The 17754-nt window shown below is 46.4% G+C and carries 11 protein-coding genes; 4 read left to right on the top strand and 7 right to left on the bottom strand.

What is annotated here, in order from left to right; genetic code table 11:
• Positions 1-81: 81 nt before the first annotated feature.
• Both RIF36_RS02095 and RIF36_RS02090 read left to right on the top strand, forming a co-directional pair.
• Positions 82-1470, top strand: coding sequence for a sigma-54-dependent transcriptional regulator (locus RIF36_RS02095; protein ID WP_350126859.1), 1389 nt, complete (start codon positions 82-84; stop codon positions 1468-1470).
• On the top strand, positions 1460-2803 hold the full coding sequence (locus RIF36_RS02090; RefSeq protein WP_350126862.1) for a sensor histidine kinase: 1344 nt from the start codon (positions 1460-1462) through the stop codon (positions 2801-2803). The genes RIF36_RS02095 and RIF36_RS02090 overlap by 11 nt, the downstream gene beginning before the upstream one ends.
• Before the next feature lie 19 nt (positions 2804-2822).
• Here the strand turns inward: RIF36_RS02090 and RIF36_RS02085 are convergent, their stop codons facing one another.
• The 7 genes from RIF36_RS02085 to tsaD all read right to left on the bottom strand — a co-directional run bounded on the left by RIF36_RS02085 (position 2823) and on the right by tsaD (position 11779).
• Positions 2823-5318, bottom strand: coding sequence for a protein kinase domain-containing protein (locus RIF36_RS02085; RefSeq protein WP_350126865.1), 2496 nt, complete (start codon positions 5316-5318; stop codon positions 2823-2825).
• A gap of 16 nt (positions 5319-5334) precedes the next feature.
• A complete protein-coding gene (locus RIF36_RS02080) occupies positions 5335-5910 on the bottom strand; it encodes an ECF-type sigma factor (RefSeq protein WP_350126868.1) in 576 nt (191 codons plus the stop codon).
• Between the two features lie 171 nt (positions 5911-6081).
• On the bottom strand, positions 6082-8700 hold the full coding sequence (locus RIF36_RS02075; RefSeq protein WP_350126871.1) for a right-handed parallel beta-helix repeat-containing protein: 2619 nt from the start codon (positions 8698-8700) through the stop codon (positions 6082-6084).
• Between the two features lie 252 nt (positions 8701-8952).
• Positions 8953-9471 carry an HNH endonuclease gene (locus tag RIF36_RS02070; protein WP_350096542.1) on the bottom strand — a complete coding sequence of 173 codons (519 nt, stop codon included), beginning with the start codon at positions 9469-9471 and terminating at the stop codon, positions 8953-8955.
• Between the two features lie 7 nt (positions 9472-9478).
• Positions 9479-10255 (bottom strand): C40 family peptidase, encoded by a 777-nt coding sequence (locus tag RIF36_RS02065; protein ID WP_350126874.1) that lies wholly within the window; start codon positions 10253-10255, stop codon positions 9479-9481.
• Between the two features lie 5 nt (positions 10256-10260).
• A complete protein-coding gene (gene smpB, locus RIF36_RS02060) occupies positions 10261-10728 on the bottom strand; it encodes an SsrA-binding protein SmpB (RefSeq protein ID WP_317487401.1) in 468 nt (155 codons plus the stop codon).
• A gap of 46 nt (positions 10729-10774) precedes the next feature.
• Entirely contained in the window at positions 10775-11779 is a 1005-nt protein-coding gene (tsaD, locus tag RIF36_RS02055; RefSeq protein ID WP_350126877.1) for a tRNA (adenosine(37)-N6)-threonylcarbamoyltransferase complex transferase subunit TsaD, read from the bottom strand.
• 9 nt (positions 11780-11788) lie between these two features.
• Between tsaD and RIF36_RS02050 the strand changes: the two genes are divergently transcribed.
• Both RIF36_RS02050 and RIF36_RS02045 read left to right on the top strand, forming a co-directional pair.
• On the top strand, positions 11789-16402 hold the full coding sequence (locus RIF36_RS02050; RefSeq protein ID WP_350126880.1) for a translocation/assembly module TamB domain-containing protein: 4614 nt from the start codon (positions 11789-11791) through the stop codon (positions 16400-16402).
• Positions 16403-16442: 40 nt separating this feature from the next.
• Complete coding sequence (locus tag RIF36_RS02045) at positions 16443-17750, top strand: cryptochrome/photolyase family protein (RefSeq protein ID WP_350126883.1); 1308 nt, start codon at positions 16443-16445, stop codon at positions 17748-17750.
• The last annotated feature ends 4 nt before the right edge of the window (positions 17751-17754 follow it).

The following is a 17754-nucleotide window of genomic DNA, read 5'->3' as shown; positions in this document are numbered from 1 at the left end:
AAGCAATTGAGATTGCTTTTACTTCTCTAGGTAAAAGGTATTATTATTGTTTAAAATGGAGTGGGCAAAAGCTGTGTATAAATGAAAAAGAGTAACCAGGCAGGAAGAATTCTGATTGTTGACGACAACCCCGACGTGTTGAGTGCCGCTAAAATATTTCTGAAGCGACATTTCCTGGAGGTGGTGACAGAGAAAAACCCTGAGTCTCTTCCCAATATTCTGATGAATGAAACTTTCGATGTCATTCTCCTGGACATGAATTTCACGAAAGATGTTAGCTCGGGACACGAAGGCTTTTTCTGGCTCGACAAAATCCTCGAAATGGATCCATCGGCCGTTGTGATACTGATCACCGCCTATGGTGATGTGGAAGTAGCAGTAAAGGCCATCAAGGAAGGTGCAACGGACTTTGTGCTGAAGCCCTGGGAAAACGAAAAGTTGCTGGCCACAGTTTCTTCCTGTATGAGGCTGCGTGAGTCGAGGCTGGAGACCAACAAACTCAAAGACAGACAAAAACAGATCAACGAGGACCTGGATACCAAGTACCAGGAGATTATTGGCAGAAGCGATGCCATTATGAAAGTGTTCGACACCATAGAAATGGTAGCGGGAACAGATGCCAACGTGCTGATCCTCGGCGAAAATGGCACAGGCAAGGAGCTGGTGGCACGGGCTATCCACCGCCATTCGAAACGGGCTTCCGAAGTGTTTCTCAGCGTCGACTTGGGGGCGGTGAGCGAAACACTATTCGAAAGCGAGCTATTTGGACATACAAAAGGTTCGTTTACCGATGCGAGAGAAGACCGTGCAGGACGCTTCGAAACAGCTTCTGGTGGCACTTTGTTTCTCGACGAAATTGGCAACCTGTCGACACCACTCCAGGCCAAGCTACTCTCAGTGCTACAGTCGAGGCAGGTTACCAGGGTTGGCTCCAACAAAGCCAAACCTATTGACATCCGCCTCATTTGCGCCACCAACATGCACCTGTACGACATGGTGAAAAAGAGCGAATTCCGGCAGGACCTACTCTACCGCATCAACACCATCGAAATCAACATCCCGCCATTGAGAGATCGCCTTGACGATATTCCTTTGCTTGCAGAACACTACCTCGGGCAGTTTACCAAAAAATACAACAAGCCCATCCGGTCGCTTAGTCCTTCGGTGCTGAAAAGAATGCAAAAGTACAGCTGGCCGGGAAATGTGAGGGAATTGCAGCATGCCGTGGAGCGGGCTGTGATTATGAGCCGAAGTATGGTACTTGAGGCAGACGACTTCTTTTTGAACCAGGGTGGCAAAGAGACTGACGAGGCAGCAGTAAACCTGGATGCCTACAACATAGAGGAGATGGAGCGTATCCTCATCCGCAAAGCACTCAAACGCCACAATGGCAATATTACCCAGGCGGCTCAGGAGCTGGGGCTGACCCGCTCTTCCTTGTACCGCCGAATGGAGAAATATGATTTTTAACAGCTTCCGGTTTCAGATATTTCTGCGGGTAGCTTTTATTGGGCTATTGACAATGGCCTTCATTTGGCTGATCGAAAGCAGTAAATATGTTAGTGCTACCATTATTTTTTCGGTGGGCGTTTTCTCTCTGTTCAGTCTGTTTTACTATGTCGAAAGCACCAACCGCAAGCTGACCCGTTTCATTGAATCCATAAAATACGACGACTTCATTATTGGCTTTGATGCTGACAACCGGGTTGGGAGGTCTTTCAAACAACTGAACCAGGCAATGAAAGAGGTGCTCGATGCTTTCAGACTTACCAGAAAGGAAAATGAGGAAAACCTTCAATTTCTGGACACCCTGGTAAAAAACGTGCAAGTGGGCATTTTAAGCTACGACGATACCGGCGAAGTGGGGCTCATCAATCAAATGGCAAAAAAGCTGCTGGCACTTGACAACCTGACAGCGCTGAAAGACCTTTCCGCAACCGACCCGGAGCTTTACACCCTGCTAAAGTCAATTCCAACGGGGGGTAATACCCTCTACCGAAAAAATGAACTTGTTCACCTGGCCATCCACACCTCCCGATTGAGGATAAGAGGGAGGGAACTAACACTTGTTTCTCTGCAAAATATTCGGTCGGAGTTGCAACAAAATGAGCTGGAGGCCTGGCAAAACCTGACCAAAGTGCTCCGGCATGAAATCATGAATTCGGTGACGCCAATTTCTTCTTTGGTTTCCACGCTAAAAGAGATGTTTGAAGAGGAAACTCATGCCGACAACGAGGAGCAAATGTCGAAGGAAACAATTAGCGACATTAATGAGGCCCTTCAGGCAATAGAGAACAGGAGTCACGCTCTCAAAAAGTTTGTCCATGCCTACCGGGACTTCACCCAGATTCCAAAACCGGCACTGAAGCCCGTGAAAGCAGCGACACTGCTGGCCAGGATCGAAAACCTGTATTTGGCAGAAACGAAGGCCAGCGAAGTGACCATTGCTACAGAATTGGACGACGATGAAATGACTATGATTGTGGACGACGAGCTACTGGAAATGGTACTCATCAACCTGGTGAAAAATGCGATTGAGGTATTAAAGGATCAAGAAAATGCAAAGGTCATCGTGAGGGGATATACCAACGATCAGCTACGCCCTGTCATTGAAGTGGAAGACAATGGGCCCGGCATTATTCCGGAAGCCATCGACAATATTTTCATTCCGTTTTACACCACTAAGCCTACGGGGTCTGGCATAGGCCTCAGCCTGTCGAGGCAAATCATTCACATGCACGGAGGCACCCTGGGTGTAGAATCAGAGGTTGGAAAAAAGACAGTTTTCAAAATAGAGCTATAAGGCGGCAAACATCTGGCTGCTATGGCTTAGGCTGAAGAGCAGCCCATTCGTCTTTCAACTTCTGATGGTACGGGTGGTCTTCTCCTAATACTTCCTTGCTTAGTTCAATGGCCTTCGTATAATTGAGTTTGGCCTTTTTCATGTCGTTCAACTCGCCGTACAAATCCCCAAAGTTTGAATAAACATCGATTATTTTTCTGCTTTTCGCCCCCAGCTTGTCGAGATAAATGCTGAATGCCTTTTGGTAACTTCGCTCAGCCTCATCAAACTTCTGCATTGCCTGCCAAGTCATTCCCATGCTCACATAGTCGCCTGCTACATAAGGATGATCGTCACCAAAATTATTGACATCAGCCGCAAGCACCTTTTCATAGTAGCTCAGCGCATTCCCAAAATCCCGCTGTCCAAATTTTGAATTTCCGAGATTGTACAACACGCTTACTGTGTAATTGTGAAAGGGGCCAAATTTTGCCAGGTAGGCTTCGTAAGCCAGAAGCTGCAAAGAGTCTGACTTAGCATAGTCTTTCAGCTTGTAGTAGGCAGATCCCAAATTCGCATAGGAACTAAGCGTACTTGGATGATCAGGCCCATAAATTCGAAAGTTCTCATCCAGCAAGTCCCGGAGTATCTGCACCTGTTTTTCAAAGTCATGAAGTCGGCTATATACTAATGAGAGGTTGTTTAAAGCAATAAGCTTCAGGGTAACATCTTCACCCTCGAATTTCTCACCCAGTTCAACTGCCGCCAAACTCGCCTCAAGTGCCTCTTCATACTTTGACTGCTCCCGAAGGTTGCTGCTGAGATAGTTGTAGGCAAACCCCAGTTGAATTTCCTTTTTCAGGCTCCCCCCTCCTTCGGTGTGTCCTGAAGCAATGGCGTGTTCAATGAGAGCAATTGCCTTTCTCACTTCACCCTCCCCTTGCTCATATTTGCCTTTCAGGTACAGAACATACCCATGGTCTTTGTAAGACATTGCCAATGCCAATGGATTGACCTCTTTTTCCCGTTCAAGATGGCTGATCGCCAACTGAATGGTTGAATCAGCCTTATCGTACTCCGACATGTCCCGGTAGTAGCCAGAAATCTCATTGTATAGTCTGCCAATTTCAAGCGCACTTCCATTGTGTTCCCGATAATATTGGAGGGCATCGAAGAAAAAAGATCCCGACTCCTTCCACAAACCCAGCCTTTTGTATAAACTACCCAGCTGCACCTGTGCCGAGGCTTTGATCTCAGGGTCACTGATATTATTGATCTCCTTCTCGCTATTTCGGAGCAAGGCAGCGGCCGTCACCTCTTCTCCCTGCACCACCCCTGGGTCATTTGCCTCGAATATTTTAGTCAGAAACTCGTTGGAAGCCATCACCTTTTGCTGCTCCCTTTCCAGTGCTCGCTTCTGAATTTGAGTAATGATAGCAGCGCCCATTGATACTATCACAATGACTGCTACAAGTGCCGAGGCAAGTGTGTTGCGCCTTAAAAACAGGCGGGAGGAATAACCCCAGCTCGCCTCTCTGGCGGACACCGGGAAATGGTGAAGATAATTCTGAAGATCAGCGACTAAATCCGTCACTGTCTGATACCTCTGCCCGGCATCAACTGCCATGCACTTTACAATAATTGCATTCAGGTCCGCCTTAATGGCCGGGTTAAGGGTCGTTGGGGTCTGAAACTGCCCGTTCTGTATCCTTGAAATCACTGCGCCTCTCTCATCGCCTTCAAACGGCATGCGCCCGGTGAGCAGCTCATACAAAAGCACTCCGAGCTGATAGATGTCGGACTGAACGGACAACGGCTTGTGCGAGAGCTGTTCGGGGGATGCGTATTTCAATGTGCCGCCAAAAGAAGTATCTTCCTCCAACTGGTCATCAAAGAGTTTTCCAATGCCAAAGTCGAGCAGTTTGACCTGGCCATCATCTGTAATGAGAACATTGGAAGGCTTGATATCTCTATGCAGGATGAAGTTGTTGTGGGCATGAATTACCGCACGACAGACCGGGATCATAACATGGTTAAGCGTCTCAGAAATACTTAGCCGATGCTGTTGGCAATAACGATTAATAGGCAAGCCATCCACATATTCCATGATCAGGTAAGGCGACTGATCATCTGTAATCCCTCCGTCAAAAATGCTTGCTATGTTGGGGTGATTTAGCGAAGCCAGTAGTTGCCGTTCCGCTTTAAAGTATTGTTCGTATTTGTCAGTGTTGAGCAGTGGCGAAAGCACCTTTATTGCCACTTGCTGATCAAACAGGTTGTCAGCTCTTTTCGCTTTGTAAACCACTGCCATTCCTCCAACACCAGCCTCCCCTACCACCTGGTATTTACCAATAATGTAACCCACTGGCAACCTTATTTCCAGGCTGTCGGAAAGCTCTTTTGAAAGGTTATCTTGCAACACTTCAAAAAATGACTCAGCGTCACCCTGATGCCCCAGTAAACCAGGCAATGCCTCGGCTGTGAGGTTCATTTTTGTTAAAAAATCGATCCATTCCTCCTGGGAATATTGCTCCATGTCGTAGACTTAGAGATTAGGCTGCTGATGGTGAAAGCTGCATGTGAAGCCAGGTCTTGGCCATGCTCCACGACCGCTTGACTGTGGAAGGGCTAGTGCCCAATATCTTTGCTGTTTCATCGATGGACAGTCCAGCAAAAAAACGGCATTCAACAATTTTTCCGTAGGTAGGCTCCCTTTTCTCAAGCACTTCCAAAGCTTCATGTATTTTCAAAATAGCCGTTCCTGTTTCTTCAGTAAAATTTATGTGCTCTTCAAGGTCATCAATTTTCAAATGACTGGGTTGATTTCCTCGCTTGTCGGTCTGCTTTTTCAGGCATGCGTTCACCAAAATTTGCCGAATGGCTTTGGCCGCCAGATTGTAAAAGTGCTCTTTACTTTGAAGCTGGCTCAGGTCAGCTTTCGAGAGTTTCAAATATGCTTCGTGCACAAGTGCAGTGGTGTTCAGGGTTTCTTGTTGCCGAAACTTAAACCTCAAATGGTGGGCATTTTTCCGAAGCTCATCGTAAACAACGGGAAAGAGTTCATCAAGGGCTTTTTGGTCACCTTTATTGATCCTGTCTATCAGTTTCACCAGCTCCGCTTCACCCATCGTTTGATATAATAAATTAGATGCCTATTAACTCTTTGAAAGTATAAAGCTATAAAGAATAAATAGAATATTCCGTATTTAATCTACGGGCGGAAGCATAAAAAACCCGATCCTTTTGGATCGGGCCTTTACAAGAAATTCAGCTGCCTGTGTTTATCGATAGGTTTTTACCTATTCCTGATTATTTCCATTTGCATTGCCAGTGAAAGTGTTGCCGGCTGCCGCACCCGCAAAATCGTTGGTCACGCCCTTTGAATAGATTCCGTAGCCACTGCTGTTGGAAATGGTGGAGTTCGTTACCGTTACCTTTCCGTCTGAATTCACGGCAATATTGGCTGGAAAATCGGCTCCATTAAAGTCATGCGGTGAGTTCCCCCCGTAAGCGATATTGCAAAAATCAAACTCATTGCTGGCATCTGTTGACGAAAAATAAAATCCTTTCCAGTGCAGTCCACCATCGATATTTGACGAGGTGAAAGTGATCCTGTTAGTGGAAGTTCCTTTTGCCGTAAATGCGCCATCAACCAGAATCTGGACGTCTTCGTCCATTTTGAAAGAAGCACCTGCTTCCACAGTAACTTGTCCAAACACCCTGATATTTCCGGTAATTCTGTAAGAAGCGCCGGTGGTCAACGACTTCCAGGTGACCACTTTGTCCTGGGCCAGGTCACTTCCAAACACTTCCACGTCGGCAAATGAGTTGTTGGTGAAGGTGCTTGCTCCATCCATGGCATCAAGTTCATCGGCTGGTATACCTACACCTCTTTTGTTGTCAGAAAAGCTGTTGGTTCCAAAACTACCTATCTGCCCACCCGACTCATCGGCGTAGATTCCATAGTCTTTATTGTTGGTAAACGTAGAGTTGGTCACCGATACCTTGCCGGTGATATCCACGCCAATGGCAGCTGCAAAATCGGCTCCCGAGAAATCGATGGGAGAATTACCGGCGAACGAAAAATCGGTAAAATCAAAGTTATTGAGGCTACTGGCAGAGCTGATGTAAATGCCCTTCCAATAGAGCTCGCCTCCTGGGTTTGATGTCGTAAATACAATGCGGTCGGTGGCAGTTCCCACGGCTGTGAGCGACCCAAAAACCCTTACCAAAACATTTTCATCAAAGTTCACGATAGCTCCGGCGGCAATGGTGAGCTTACCCTTTACATCCATGTCGCCCGACAATCTGTAGGCAGCACCTCCACTAAGTTTTTTCCATGTCGACGTTTTGGATTCCGAAAAATCCGACTCAAAAATTTCAACATCAGCATTGGTATTGTCCGTGAAAACAGAAGCACCGTCTATCATTTCGGCCTGGTCAGCTGGCAAGCCAACCGCCCTATCGTTCAAAACAAACGTATTGCTCTCAAAAGCATCTATTAGTCCGCCTGCGTCGTCGGCGTATACGCCGTATCCTTTGTTATTGGAAAAAGTGCTATTTTTGAATGCCATTTTTTTACCAGGTTCAATACCAACACCAGCAGAAAAGTCCTCGCCTGAAAAATTCATCACCGAATTTCCAGCATAAGAAAGCGTGACATGGTTCAATATATTTCTGCCATCTGCCGAGTTCACATAAATACCTTTCCAGCGAAGTGCGGAAGCTCCATCGGATGTTGTGAATTCAATCGGACTTTCCGCTGTGCCGGCAGCAATGAATGCGCCGTCGACGGTAATCTTCACATCCTCATCCAAACCGAATTTAGCTCCCGGAGCAATAGTAAGCACCCCGTTCACATCTATGTCCCCCGAAACTGTATAACGAGCATCGTTGCTTAATGCTTTCCAGGTTATTTCCGTGGCTTCGGCAATTGAGGAGGAAAAAATTTCAACATCAGCATTTGCTGAATTGGTAAACGTAGTGGTATTGTCGACACTAGCTGCCGTCTCAGCCCACACGGCCATGCCGTTTTCATTGTCAACAAAGAGGTTGTCCTTGAAGGTGTTCAGTTTCCCTCCATCGTCGTCGAGATAAACTGCATATCCTTTATTGCTGGCAAACAGGCTATTTTCAATCTTGATATTTCCGCCTCCATTTACACCTACGCCAGCCTTATAGTCAGCTCCGTTAAAATCCATTGCTGTGTTGCCAGCGTATGAAACTTCGGCGTACTTAAGTATGTTCTGCGCACTGGCTGACTGTATGTAAAGCCCCTTCCAAAACAGATCAGCCTCTTCGTTGGCTGTTGTAAAAATGATGGAGTCGGCTTCGGTACCTGCTGCCAGCAAAGTGCCACCCTGCTCAATCTTCATCATTTTATCTTCCTGGAAATGAATAACGACCCCTGGCTCTACGGTGAGAACAGCAAGCACTGACACATCTCCTGTTACCAAATAATCAATAAGTGCAGGGTCAAGATTGATGTTTTCAAGCGTCATGTCGCTGTCTATAAATCCGCTAAGCTCCACATAACCAGGTGCCAGAGCATTTATAGTCACCGTCTTGGTATCGCCTACGCCTTCATCAGCATTCGAAATTTTCAACTGGACTTCATAGTCCCCCTCCACGTCAGGGATCAAAGAAGCAATAATGGCATCGGCGTTGGTTATTTTGGTTGTGCTGCCACCAGGCTGCGACAGCAGCGTCCACTCGGCAGTGAAGCCAATCGCATCCGCATCTACTGAACCACTTGCATCTAGGGTAATTTCTTCATTCACAGCCGGGTTTTCCGGGCTAAATTCAATATCTGCTTCCAGCTTGAACTTCGAGGGTTCCGGTTCATCGTCCCCACAACTTATTGCAAACACTAACATCACCAAACAGGTGAGCATTCCGACTAACTGTTTTACTTTCATATTACATGGTCTTTTTATGTGATCAAATTCCCTTCACCCCCTACTACAGGAAAAGGAGTGAAATCGGGTCAGGCCACTTAAAAAATCATGAATTTATTTTTCCGGTCACATCGGCCAGCCTTTGAGACACAGTTGTCGGCTCACCAAAAGCATTTGTCTTCTTCGGCAGGACCCTAAAAATGGAGGTAACAAAAGGACACCTCAAAAGATGGCTGGATCGTTGGGGAGATGTAAAGAGGAAAATGGGGTGGTCTATAGCGCCTCCGACTTGAGTTGCAAAAAAGGTCGCCACTCGTCGAACACACTGCCATTGGAGGTCTTTAAAAACATGATGTAAGACGGCTTGAAAGGCTCTTTTCTAAGTTTCATCCCGACTTCACCGGGCGCATAATCGCCTTTCTTGGCATTGCAATGTTTGCAGGCAGTAACAAGGTTTTTCCAGCTGGAGGTTCCTCCTTTCGAGCGAGGAACGAGGTGATCAAGGGTGAGATCCCGGTTGGTACCGCAATACTGGCATTCGTGGTTGTCACGCCGGAAAACGTTTTGGCGAGACAGTATAACTCCTTTGTAGGGGACACTGATATACCTGGATACTCTGATGACCGATGGGGCCTGATAAGAAGTGTCCACAGTATGCAGAAAAACGTTGGGAACAGGCGAAATCATTTCAGCCTTATTCAAAAAGACAAGAAGAAATGCTCTCTCCACCGAACAAACAGTCAAGGGAGAATAGTCCTGATTAAGAACCAACACGTTCCTCTTTAAGCTCATGCCTCTTCTACATTTTGAGGATCCTCCTCACCGCCACTAGCTGCCCTTCTCTCATTTCACTGGTTAGACCCTTGTCATCAATATTAACAATCTTCACCGAATCAGTCACTATCACCGCCTGTTCTTCTCCTATGTTGATGCCCGCCTTTACTTCGTCTTTAACACTCCAAACAAGTAAATCCCCGGGCCTAGACTCACTCCACGAATCAACCTGATCGCCCGTGGCGGCAAGTTGCTTTAAACTCCTGGGTACCGGATATCCCACCATGCGATACACCTGCTGCACAAGTCCAATATCATCGATGCCATAAGGAGACCTTGCACCAGCTCTGTAAGGGGAGTACATATACTTCTGCAGGATTTCACGAAGAAAACCATAATCACGACGCTGACCGAGGCTTTTCGAGTTTCCGTTGAACGCCAACTGCTCCTCTATTTTGAATAGCTCATTGGTGGAAATCGGCAGCACACTTCCTATAAGGATGTTCAGGTAGTGTTTCTTGAAGAAGATATTCGCTGTCAAATCCGTGCAAACTTTGTAGTCAGAGTGATTGATCTGCTCAAAATACTCCTGTGTGATTCCATAGAAATGCACCTTCAAAATCCACCCAACCACTCCATCAAAATGGATTTTTACCTTTATCCACTTTTTGTCCTCACTTGCTTCCAAAACCTCATAGTGCTCCCCAAAAAGAAGCTCGCTTAGCTGAAGCGAGTGAAAGGATGGTTCGCACATAACCGGCACAAGGCATAATCTACAAATTCCCTTTTCGGTCTCAATCATAAGGTTTACAGTCTAAGTCGGTCTAGCTCTCGCTTGCTATCCCTCTCTTTGATACTTTCTCTTTTGTCATGAATTTTTTTACCCTTTGCAAGGGCTATTTCCATTTTAGCTAGTCCTTTGTCGGTCATAAAAAGTCTCACCGGCACTATGGTAAGGCCCTTTTCTTCCATTTTTGATTGCCACTTCTCAATGTCCCTCTTTTTTATCAGGAGCTTTCGCTCTCTCACAGGATCATGGTTGAAATGGGTGGCCTCGGCGTATGGGGTAATATTCATCGCCTTGATAAAGATCTCTCCCCTATTGAAGTAACAATACGCTTCCTGCAAACTGGCTTTCCCTTCCCTAATGGACTTGATCTCAGTCCCCTTGAGCACAATGCCTGCTACAAGCGTATCAATAAACTCAAACTCGAAACGGGCCTTCTTGTTTTTGATGTTTACAGAGTTTGAAAATCGCTTATCGTCCTTTGCCATTCAATATTTAACTGAGCGTTTTTATAAAAACTAAAATAGCATAAAATTAAAATTTCATCCTAGGCATTGGGGCAACATCCATCGATGAAAAGTCCTTTTCAAGGTATTTGAAATGGGCTGTCATGGCAATCATTGCAGCATTGTCGGTACAATACTCAAACTTGGGAATATACACCTCCCAACCCAGCTCAGCACGTTGATTTTCAAGTGCTTGCCGAAGCCCTGAATTAGCTGCCACACCTCCGGCAATGGCAATTTGGCTTATCCCTGTTTGCTTTGCGGCCTTCTTCAGCTTCTGCAAAAGCATGTGGATCAAAGTGTGCTGGACACTGGCGCAAATGTCGTTGATATTGTTTTCAACAAATGTCGGGTCGGTCTTTGTTTGGTCTCTCAGGAAGTAGAGGATGGCCGTTTTTATGCCGCTGAAGGAGTAGTTCAAGCCTTGCATTTCTGAGAGCGGAAATTGAAAGGCCTCCGGATTGCCTTTTTGCGCCAACTTATCGATAAACGGGCCACCGGGATAGGGCAGTTCCAGCATTTTGGCCGCTTTGTCAAACGCCTCCCCTACTGCATCGTCCTGCGTTTCGCCTATCACCTGCATGCGCATGGGTGACTCCACCAGCACTATCTGCGTGTGCCCGCCGCTTACTGTAAGGCACAGAAACGGAAACGCCGGTTTTGGGTCTTCAATAAAATGCGCCAGGATGTGGGCTTGCATATGGTTAACGGCTATCAGAGGCACCCCTAACCCCCAGGCCATTGCTTTAGCAAAGGAGCTACCCACAAGCAAAGCACCCAATAATCCAGGCCCTTGCGTGAACGCAATGGCATCTAGTTGGTGTTTATCAATACCTGCTTCTTTCAAAGCCTGATCTACTACAGGCACAATATGCTTCTGGTGTGCTCTGGAGGCCAGTTCTGGTACCACACCACCATATCGTTGGTGAACAGATTGCGTAGCAATAATATTATTAAGAATTTTACCGTTCCTGATCACAGCGGCAGAAGTCTCATCGCACGAAGATTCGATCGCTAAGATGGTCGGGGACATACAGTTGATTTGAACTATAAAACTAAAACATCTGTCATTTTCTATGGTATTGGGAAAGCCTTCTACTGGTTTTCACTTACCATTTTACTTTTGCTGATTGGCTTGTTTATCACGCTGCAATCGTCGGCTGTTCAAACATGGCTGGTTTCCTACGCCTCCAAATCCTTCTATGAACAAACAGGGCACAAAGTTACCATTGCAAAAGTGGATGTCAACTGGTTTGATGAAATTACCCTTGATAGCCTGGAAGTAAAGGATCTCCAGGATACCAGCATGATTACCATAAATAGGTTGTTGGTCGATTTTAGCCTTCTTGATTTACTACGTCCCAGTCAGCTACATTTTGACGCCGCCCGAATAACCGGAGCCGATGTACGGCTGGTAAAGTTCGCCGACAACCAACTCGACAACATCTCCTTTCTCATCAGCCAATTACGGCCCAAAGACACTACTGCCCGAACTTCGCTGCCACGTCCGATAAGTGTGAGCCGGATCAAACTGGAGAAAAGCCGGTTCTCTCTCAATGACATGAGAAAGGATAGCATTGAGGTAGGCTTCAACTACTACCAGTTTACCATCGACAGCATATTCAGCGACCTTAGCAACTTCTACCAACGGCTGGATACTGTCAAATTCAGGGTAGACAAGCTGGCCGCCGGCGAGAAAAGCAAAAAGCTGAAGGTCAACAGCCTCCAGACAAACTTTCTGCTCACCTATCAAACAATGGAGCTCTCTGACTTAGACCTGCATACCCAACACAGCCATTTACGGGACTATGTCAAGTTTGAGTTTTCCAACCCTTCCAATCTCACCTATTTTGTTGACAGCGTCAACATCGTTGCTCATTTCGACAGCACGACAATAAGCAACCGGGATCTGCGACACTTTTCGCCCTACCTCGAAAAGTACGATGATACCTATTCCATATCAGGCGACTTCAGCGGAGGAGTTACCAATTTTAGCTTGAAGAAGTTTAGTCTGTTTTTCGGCGACAATAGTCAGCTCTTTGGCAATGCCAGCTTCAATGGCTTGCCCAACTTTATGGAAACCTTTATTGACCTCCGACTTGATCAATCGACGCTACTGGCCAACGACCTTGGCATCTACATGGATAGTGAAGACTATTACATATTGAATCGCCTCGGTTTCATTAGGTTCGATGGCAGGTTCATTGGTTTTCCCACCGACTTTGTGGCCAACGGAAATTTTGATTCCAGGCTCGGAAGTGCCAAATCCGATGTCAACCTGAAGCTCCCGAGCACGCCGGAAGAGGCAGTTTACAGTGGCTCTCTTACAGTCAGAAACCTCAACCTGGGCACTTTGGCAGGTGACTCCGAACTTCTCCAGAAAGTAAGTTTTTCCGGAAGTATCTCTGGCAAAGGCCTCACACCCTCGTCTGCGGATTTTTACCTGAAAGGCAACATACAAAAGCTCGGACTCAAGGGCTACGACTACGTGAACATCAAAACTGATGCACGACTAGCCGCAAGCTTTTTTGAAGGGAAGCTCAGTATCGACGACCCCAACGTAAAGCTTCAAGTCGAAGGCTCGTTTGACTTCAGAAATCAGGTCAATATGTTTAAAGCGAACGCATCGCTTGACACACTCTTTCTCTACCCTCTGCAGCTTACTTCCAACGATGTGTTTCTCAGGGGGCAAGTCGACCTTGACTTTCAGGGACTTGAAATCGACAGTATTACCGGCAGTGCCGCTATACACAACCTACTACTTGAAGTTAACGGAAAACAGTTCAAGGCGGACAGTATCCTCGCCACTTCACAAAGAAGCCAAACACAACGTTCGTTTAATATTCTCTCAGAGCATCTGAGTTTAAGCGCTGAAGGCAACTTTGATTACACAACCCTGTTTGCGGATTTATCGGAAACATTTGATGAATATGAGCTGGCATTCAAAAATAATAGTGACGACATTGAAAGCTACTACGCCAGCAAGCCAACAAAGGAAATATCGCCGTACAAAATACGTGTTGATGCGACACTCAGGGATATCAACCCATTGACGGATCTCTTCATCAAAGACTTTTACATAGCTAAAGGGACGCAAATTGAAGCTGGTTTCAACAAGAACATCTCTTCAGTTGCTTCACTTTACACTGCCATTGATACCCTAACCTTCAGGGAGTTCTCCTTTATTGGAAACGAGATAGACATCAATACCAGCAAAGCGGCAGACAGCACAGACGTGCTATCGATGTTTTACATATCCTCGATGCGACAGCTGCTCAATAACAGAGATATTACTCAAAACAACTACATAGAGGCGATCTGGAGTAATAACCAAATTGATTTTCAAACCAACGTAGAGCAGCTCAATACCACCAACTACGCCAGGGTATATGGGGATCTTCAATTTCTTCCAGACAGGACAATTATAACAGTATACCCCTCTGATCTTCAAGTGCTTGAGGGAAAGTGGCAGTTTTCAGATAACAACCAAATTGTTATCACTGATGAAGCGGTTGCCTTTGAAAACCTGAAGCTTTCGGCGGGAAATCAGGAAGTGGAACTAACTGGCTATATCAGCGACTCGACAAATATTCCGCTACGAGGACGGGTCACGAATTTTGCTCTGTCTAACCTCAACCCGCTCACAACTGTCCCTCTGGACGGAGTGGTAAACGGGCATGCCACGCTTATTAACTACGGTGAGGGTTCCATTGTTGAAAGCGACCTTAAAATTGACAACTTTTTTGTCGATAGATTTTTAGTCGGAAACCTAACCGGTAAATCATCATGGAACGATGCATCCAAACAAATACTGTCGAGGCTTACCGTAATAAGGGAAGGCAAAAATATCATTGGACTTAATGGCTACTATGCCCCACTCGACAGCATAAGCCCGCTCAACTTCACTGCCGATTTCGACAATGCTAACATTAATATCCTCGAGCCCTTCATCGACGAAAACTTTAATGACATCAAAGGCACTGCCAGCGGAAAATTCAGAGTCTCCGGCAGCCCAACTTACCCTATTCTCCGGGGAACCGGGACGCTTCGCAATGGGGCAGGAAGGATCAAGTACTTAAACACTACATATAGCTTCAATGGAGATATCTTCTTTGACGATAACGAAATAGGTGTCCGGAACCTCGACGTCCGAGACGAGCAGGATCATCGTGCTTCATTGAATGGAGGTATTTTCCACGATGGTTTTAGAGACTTTGTGCTGGACTTAGAAGGGCAATTGAATAACTTTCAAGTACTTAACACGGCTGCTGCCGACAATTCCTTGTACTACGGCACCGCTTATGCCACTGGCTCAATCAACTTTTTGGGCGCTATATCCAACCTCAACATCAGCGCCAAAGCTACCACAAATAGAAATACACGGATTTTCATTCCGCTGGACGAAAGCTCCGACGTACAGGTTGAGGACTTCATCTCATTCGTGAACTTTAGCGACACAACCAAAGTAGCCGATGAGGAATCGGATATTGACGAAGAGAAGTTCTCTAATATTCGCCTCGACTTCGACCTTGACATCACGCCTGACGCATATTGCGAGCTTATCTTCGACATAAAATCCGGCGATATCATACGAGGAAGAGGCAATGGCAAGCTCAACATGCAAATTGACACCAACGGGGATTTCTATATGTTTGGTGATCTTGACATCGAGGAAGGGGGGTATAATTTCACCCTTTACAATATCATCAATAAGGAATTTGAGATCGTTAGCGGAAGTAGCATCTCCTGGTCGGGTGATCCCTACAAAGCCCAGATGGACATTACTGCTGGCTATCGGCAAAACGCATTGTTATCCCCAATTCTAACCAATATAGATAGCGCTACGCTAAATACGCCTGAGCTGAAGAGACGGTATCCTACAAACGTACAAATGAAGCTCAATGGGGATTTGATGTCACCAGACATCGCCTTCGATATTCAGATAACTGGCTACCCTGAGACCGCTGGTGCCAATAGCTATCCTTTGGGCACAACCATCCAGGGGTTTAAAAATACTGTCAAAACCGATGAGCAGGAAATGAAACGCCAGGTGTTCAGCCTGATTATCCTGCGACGCTTCTCACCCATCAATAGCTTCAACGTTGGCACCAACTCTATCGGCAGTAGTGTGAGTGAGTTTGTCTCCAACCAGCTCAGCTATTGGATTTCTCAAGTGGATGAGAACCTTGAAATCGACATCGACCTTGCCAGCCTTGACAACGATGCCTACAACACGTTCCAACTTCGGCTTGCCTACACCTTCCTGGATGGCCGACTGCGGGTTTCCAGAGATGGGGGCGTTACCAGCACCACTACCCGCAACGAACTGGGGGCCATAATGGGCGACTGGACGCTTGAGTACCTGCTTACACCCGACGGCAAATTGAGAGCCAAAATGTACTCCAGAACCAGCGTCAACAGCCTCACGCAAAACATAAGTAACCAGACCAATACCAAAGCGGGGTTCAGCCTCCAATACATCCGAAGCTTCAACAACTTCAAAGACTTGATGCAGGACGTGCGTGTCAAAAACAGGGAAGAGCCCGAGCCACCGGAAGAGGACAAAAAGACCTCATTCAACTTCAATTCGGATAAAATAAAGCAAGAGGAAGACGATGTAAACGGCCACTCCCCCTTCAATTTTTCCGAGCTTTAATAACTAAATGAGCACTGCGCAGTTAGTTTAGAAAAAACTTATGCCAACTCACACGGCTGTCAATATTTTCTGGTTCCGGCGAGACCTCCGACTCACCGACAACACCGGCCTTTTCTACGCACTAAAAGACGAGTTACCCGTTCTTCCCATCTTCATTTTTGATCCACAGATATTATCAAAGCTTGAAGAAAAGACGGATGCCAGGGTTTCGTTTATTCACAGCACGCTGTTGCAGCTAAAGAAGCAGCTAGAAGACCACGGAAGCTCACTACGTATCCTTTGCGCTTCACCGGAAGCAGCATTTTCACAGCTGACGACGGAATATGACATCAAAGCCGTTTACACCAACAGGGACTACGAACCCTATGCCAACGAAAGGGACACCACAGTCCGCTCGCTGCTCACGGAGAAAGGGATAGGTTTTTACTCCTTCAAAGACCATGTGATTTTTGAAAAGGAGGAAATATTAACTGACACTGGTGGCGTATATAAGGTTTTTACGCCTTACAAAAACAAATGGCTGGCTAAGTGGCAAAACTTACAGTTGGAAGCGTTTTCCATCACACCTTCGTCAGCGAATTTCCACAAAACCAAACCTTATCCTGTCCCCACCCTCCAGGAAATGGGCTTTTCAAAGAGCTCTATTGTCATCCCACCTTCAACCTTCGATGAGTCGGTTATTGCCGCCTATGACAAGAAACGTGACTTCCCTGCCATCGAAGGCACGTCCCGCCTCGGCATTCATTTGCGGCATGGCACTATCAGCATACGGGCAGCTGTGAAAAAAGCAGCGAACCTCAATCAAACCTGGTTGAATGAGCTTATATGGAGGGAATTCTATCAAATGATTTTGTCCAACTTTCCTCACGTGGTGCACAACGCCTTCAAACCTCAGTACGACCTCATTCCCTGGAGAAACGATGAGGAGCAATTCCAGCAATGGTGTGAGGGAATGACCGGCTACCCAATAGTAGATGCGGGCATGAGGGAATTAAACACCACGGGGTATATGCACAACAGAGTGCGCATGGTAGTTGCCAGCTTCCTTACAAAGCACCTACTGATCGACTGGCGATGGGGAGAAGCCTGGTTTGCCAGGAAACTGCTTGACTTCGAGCTGGCCTCCAACAATGGCGGCTGGCAGTGGGCAGCAGGCACAGGCACGGATGCTCAACCGTACTTCAGGGTGTTCAACCCGGAGTCGCAAACAGACAAGTTTGACAAGGACAAAGCATATATCCGCCAATGGGTGCCGGAATATGACAGCAAAAATTACATAAAACCGATTGTTGAACATAAATTTGCCAGACAAAGAGCCATAGAAACTTACAAAGCGGCGTTAAAGTAACTGT

The organism is Imperialibacter sp. (genome assembly GCF_040222815.1).
In the GTDB taxonomy this organism is placed as follows: Bacteria; Bacteroidota; Bacteroidia; order Cytophagales; family Cyclobacteriaceae; genus Imperialibacter.
Note: the sequence above shows the minus strand (reverse complement) of the source record. Positions and strands in the feature narration are given on the sequence as shown.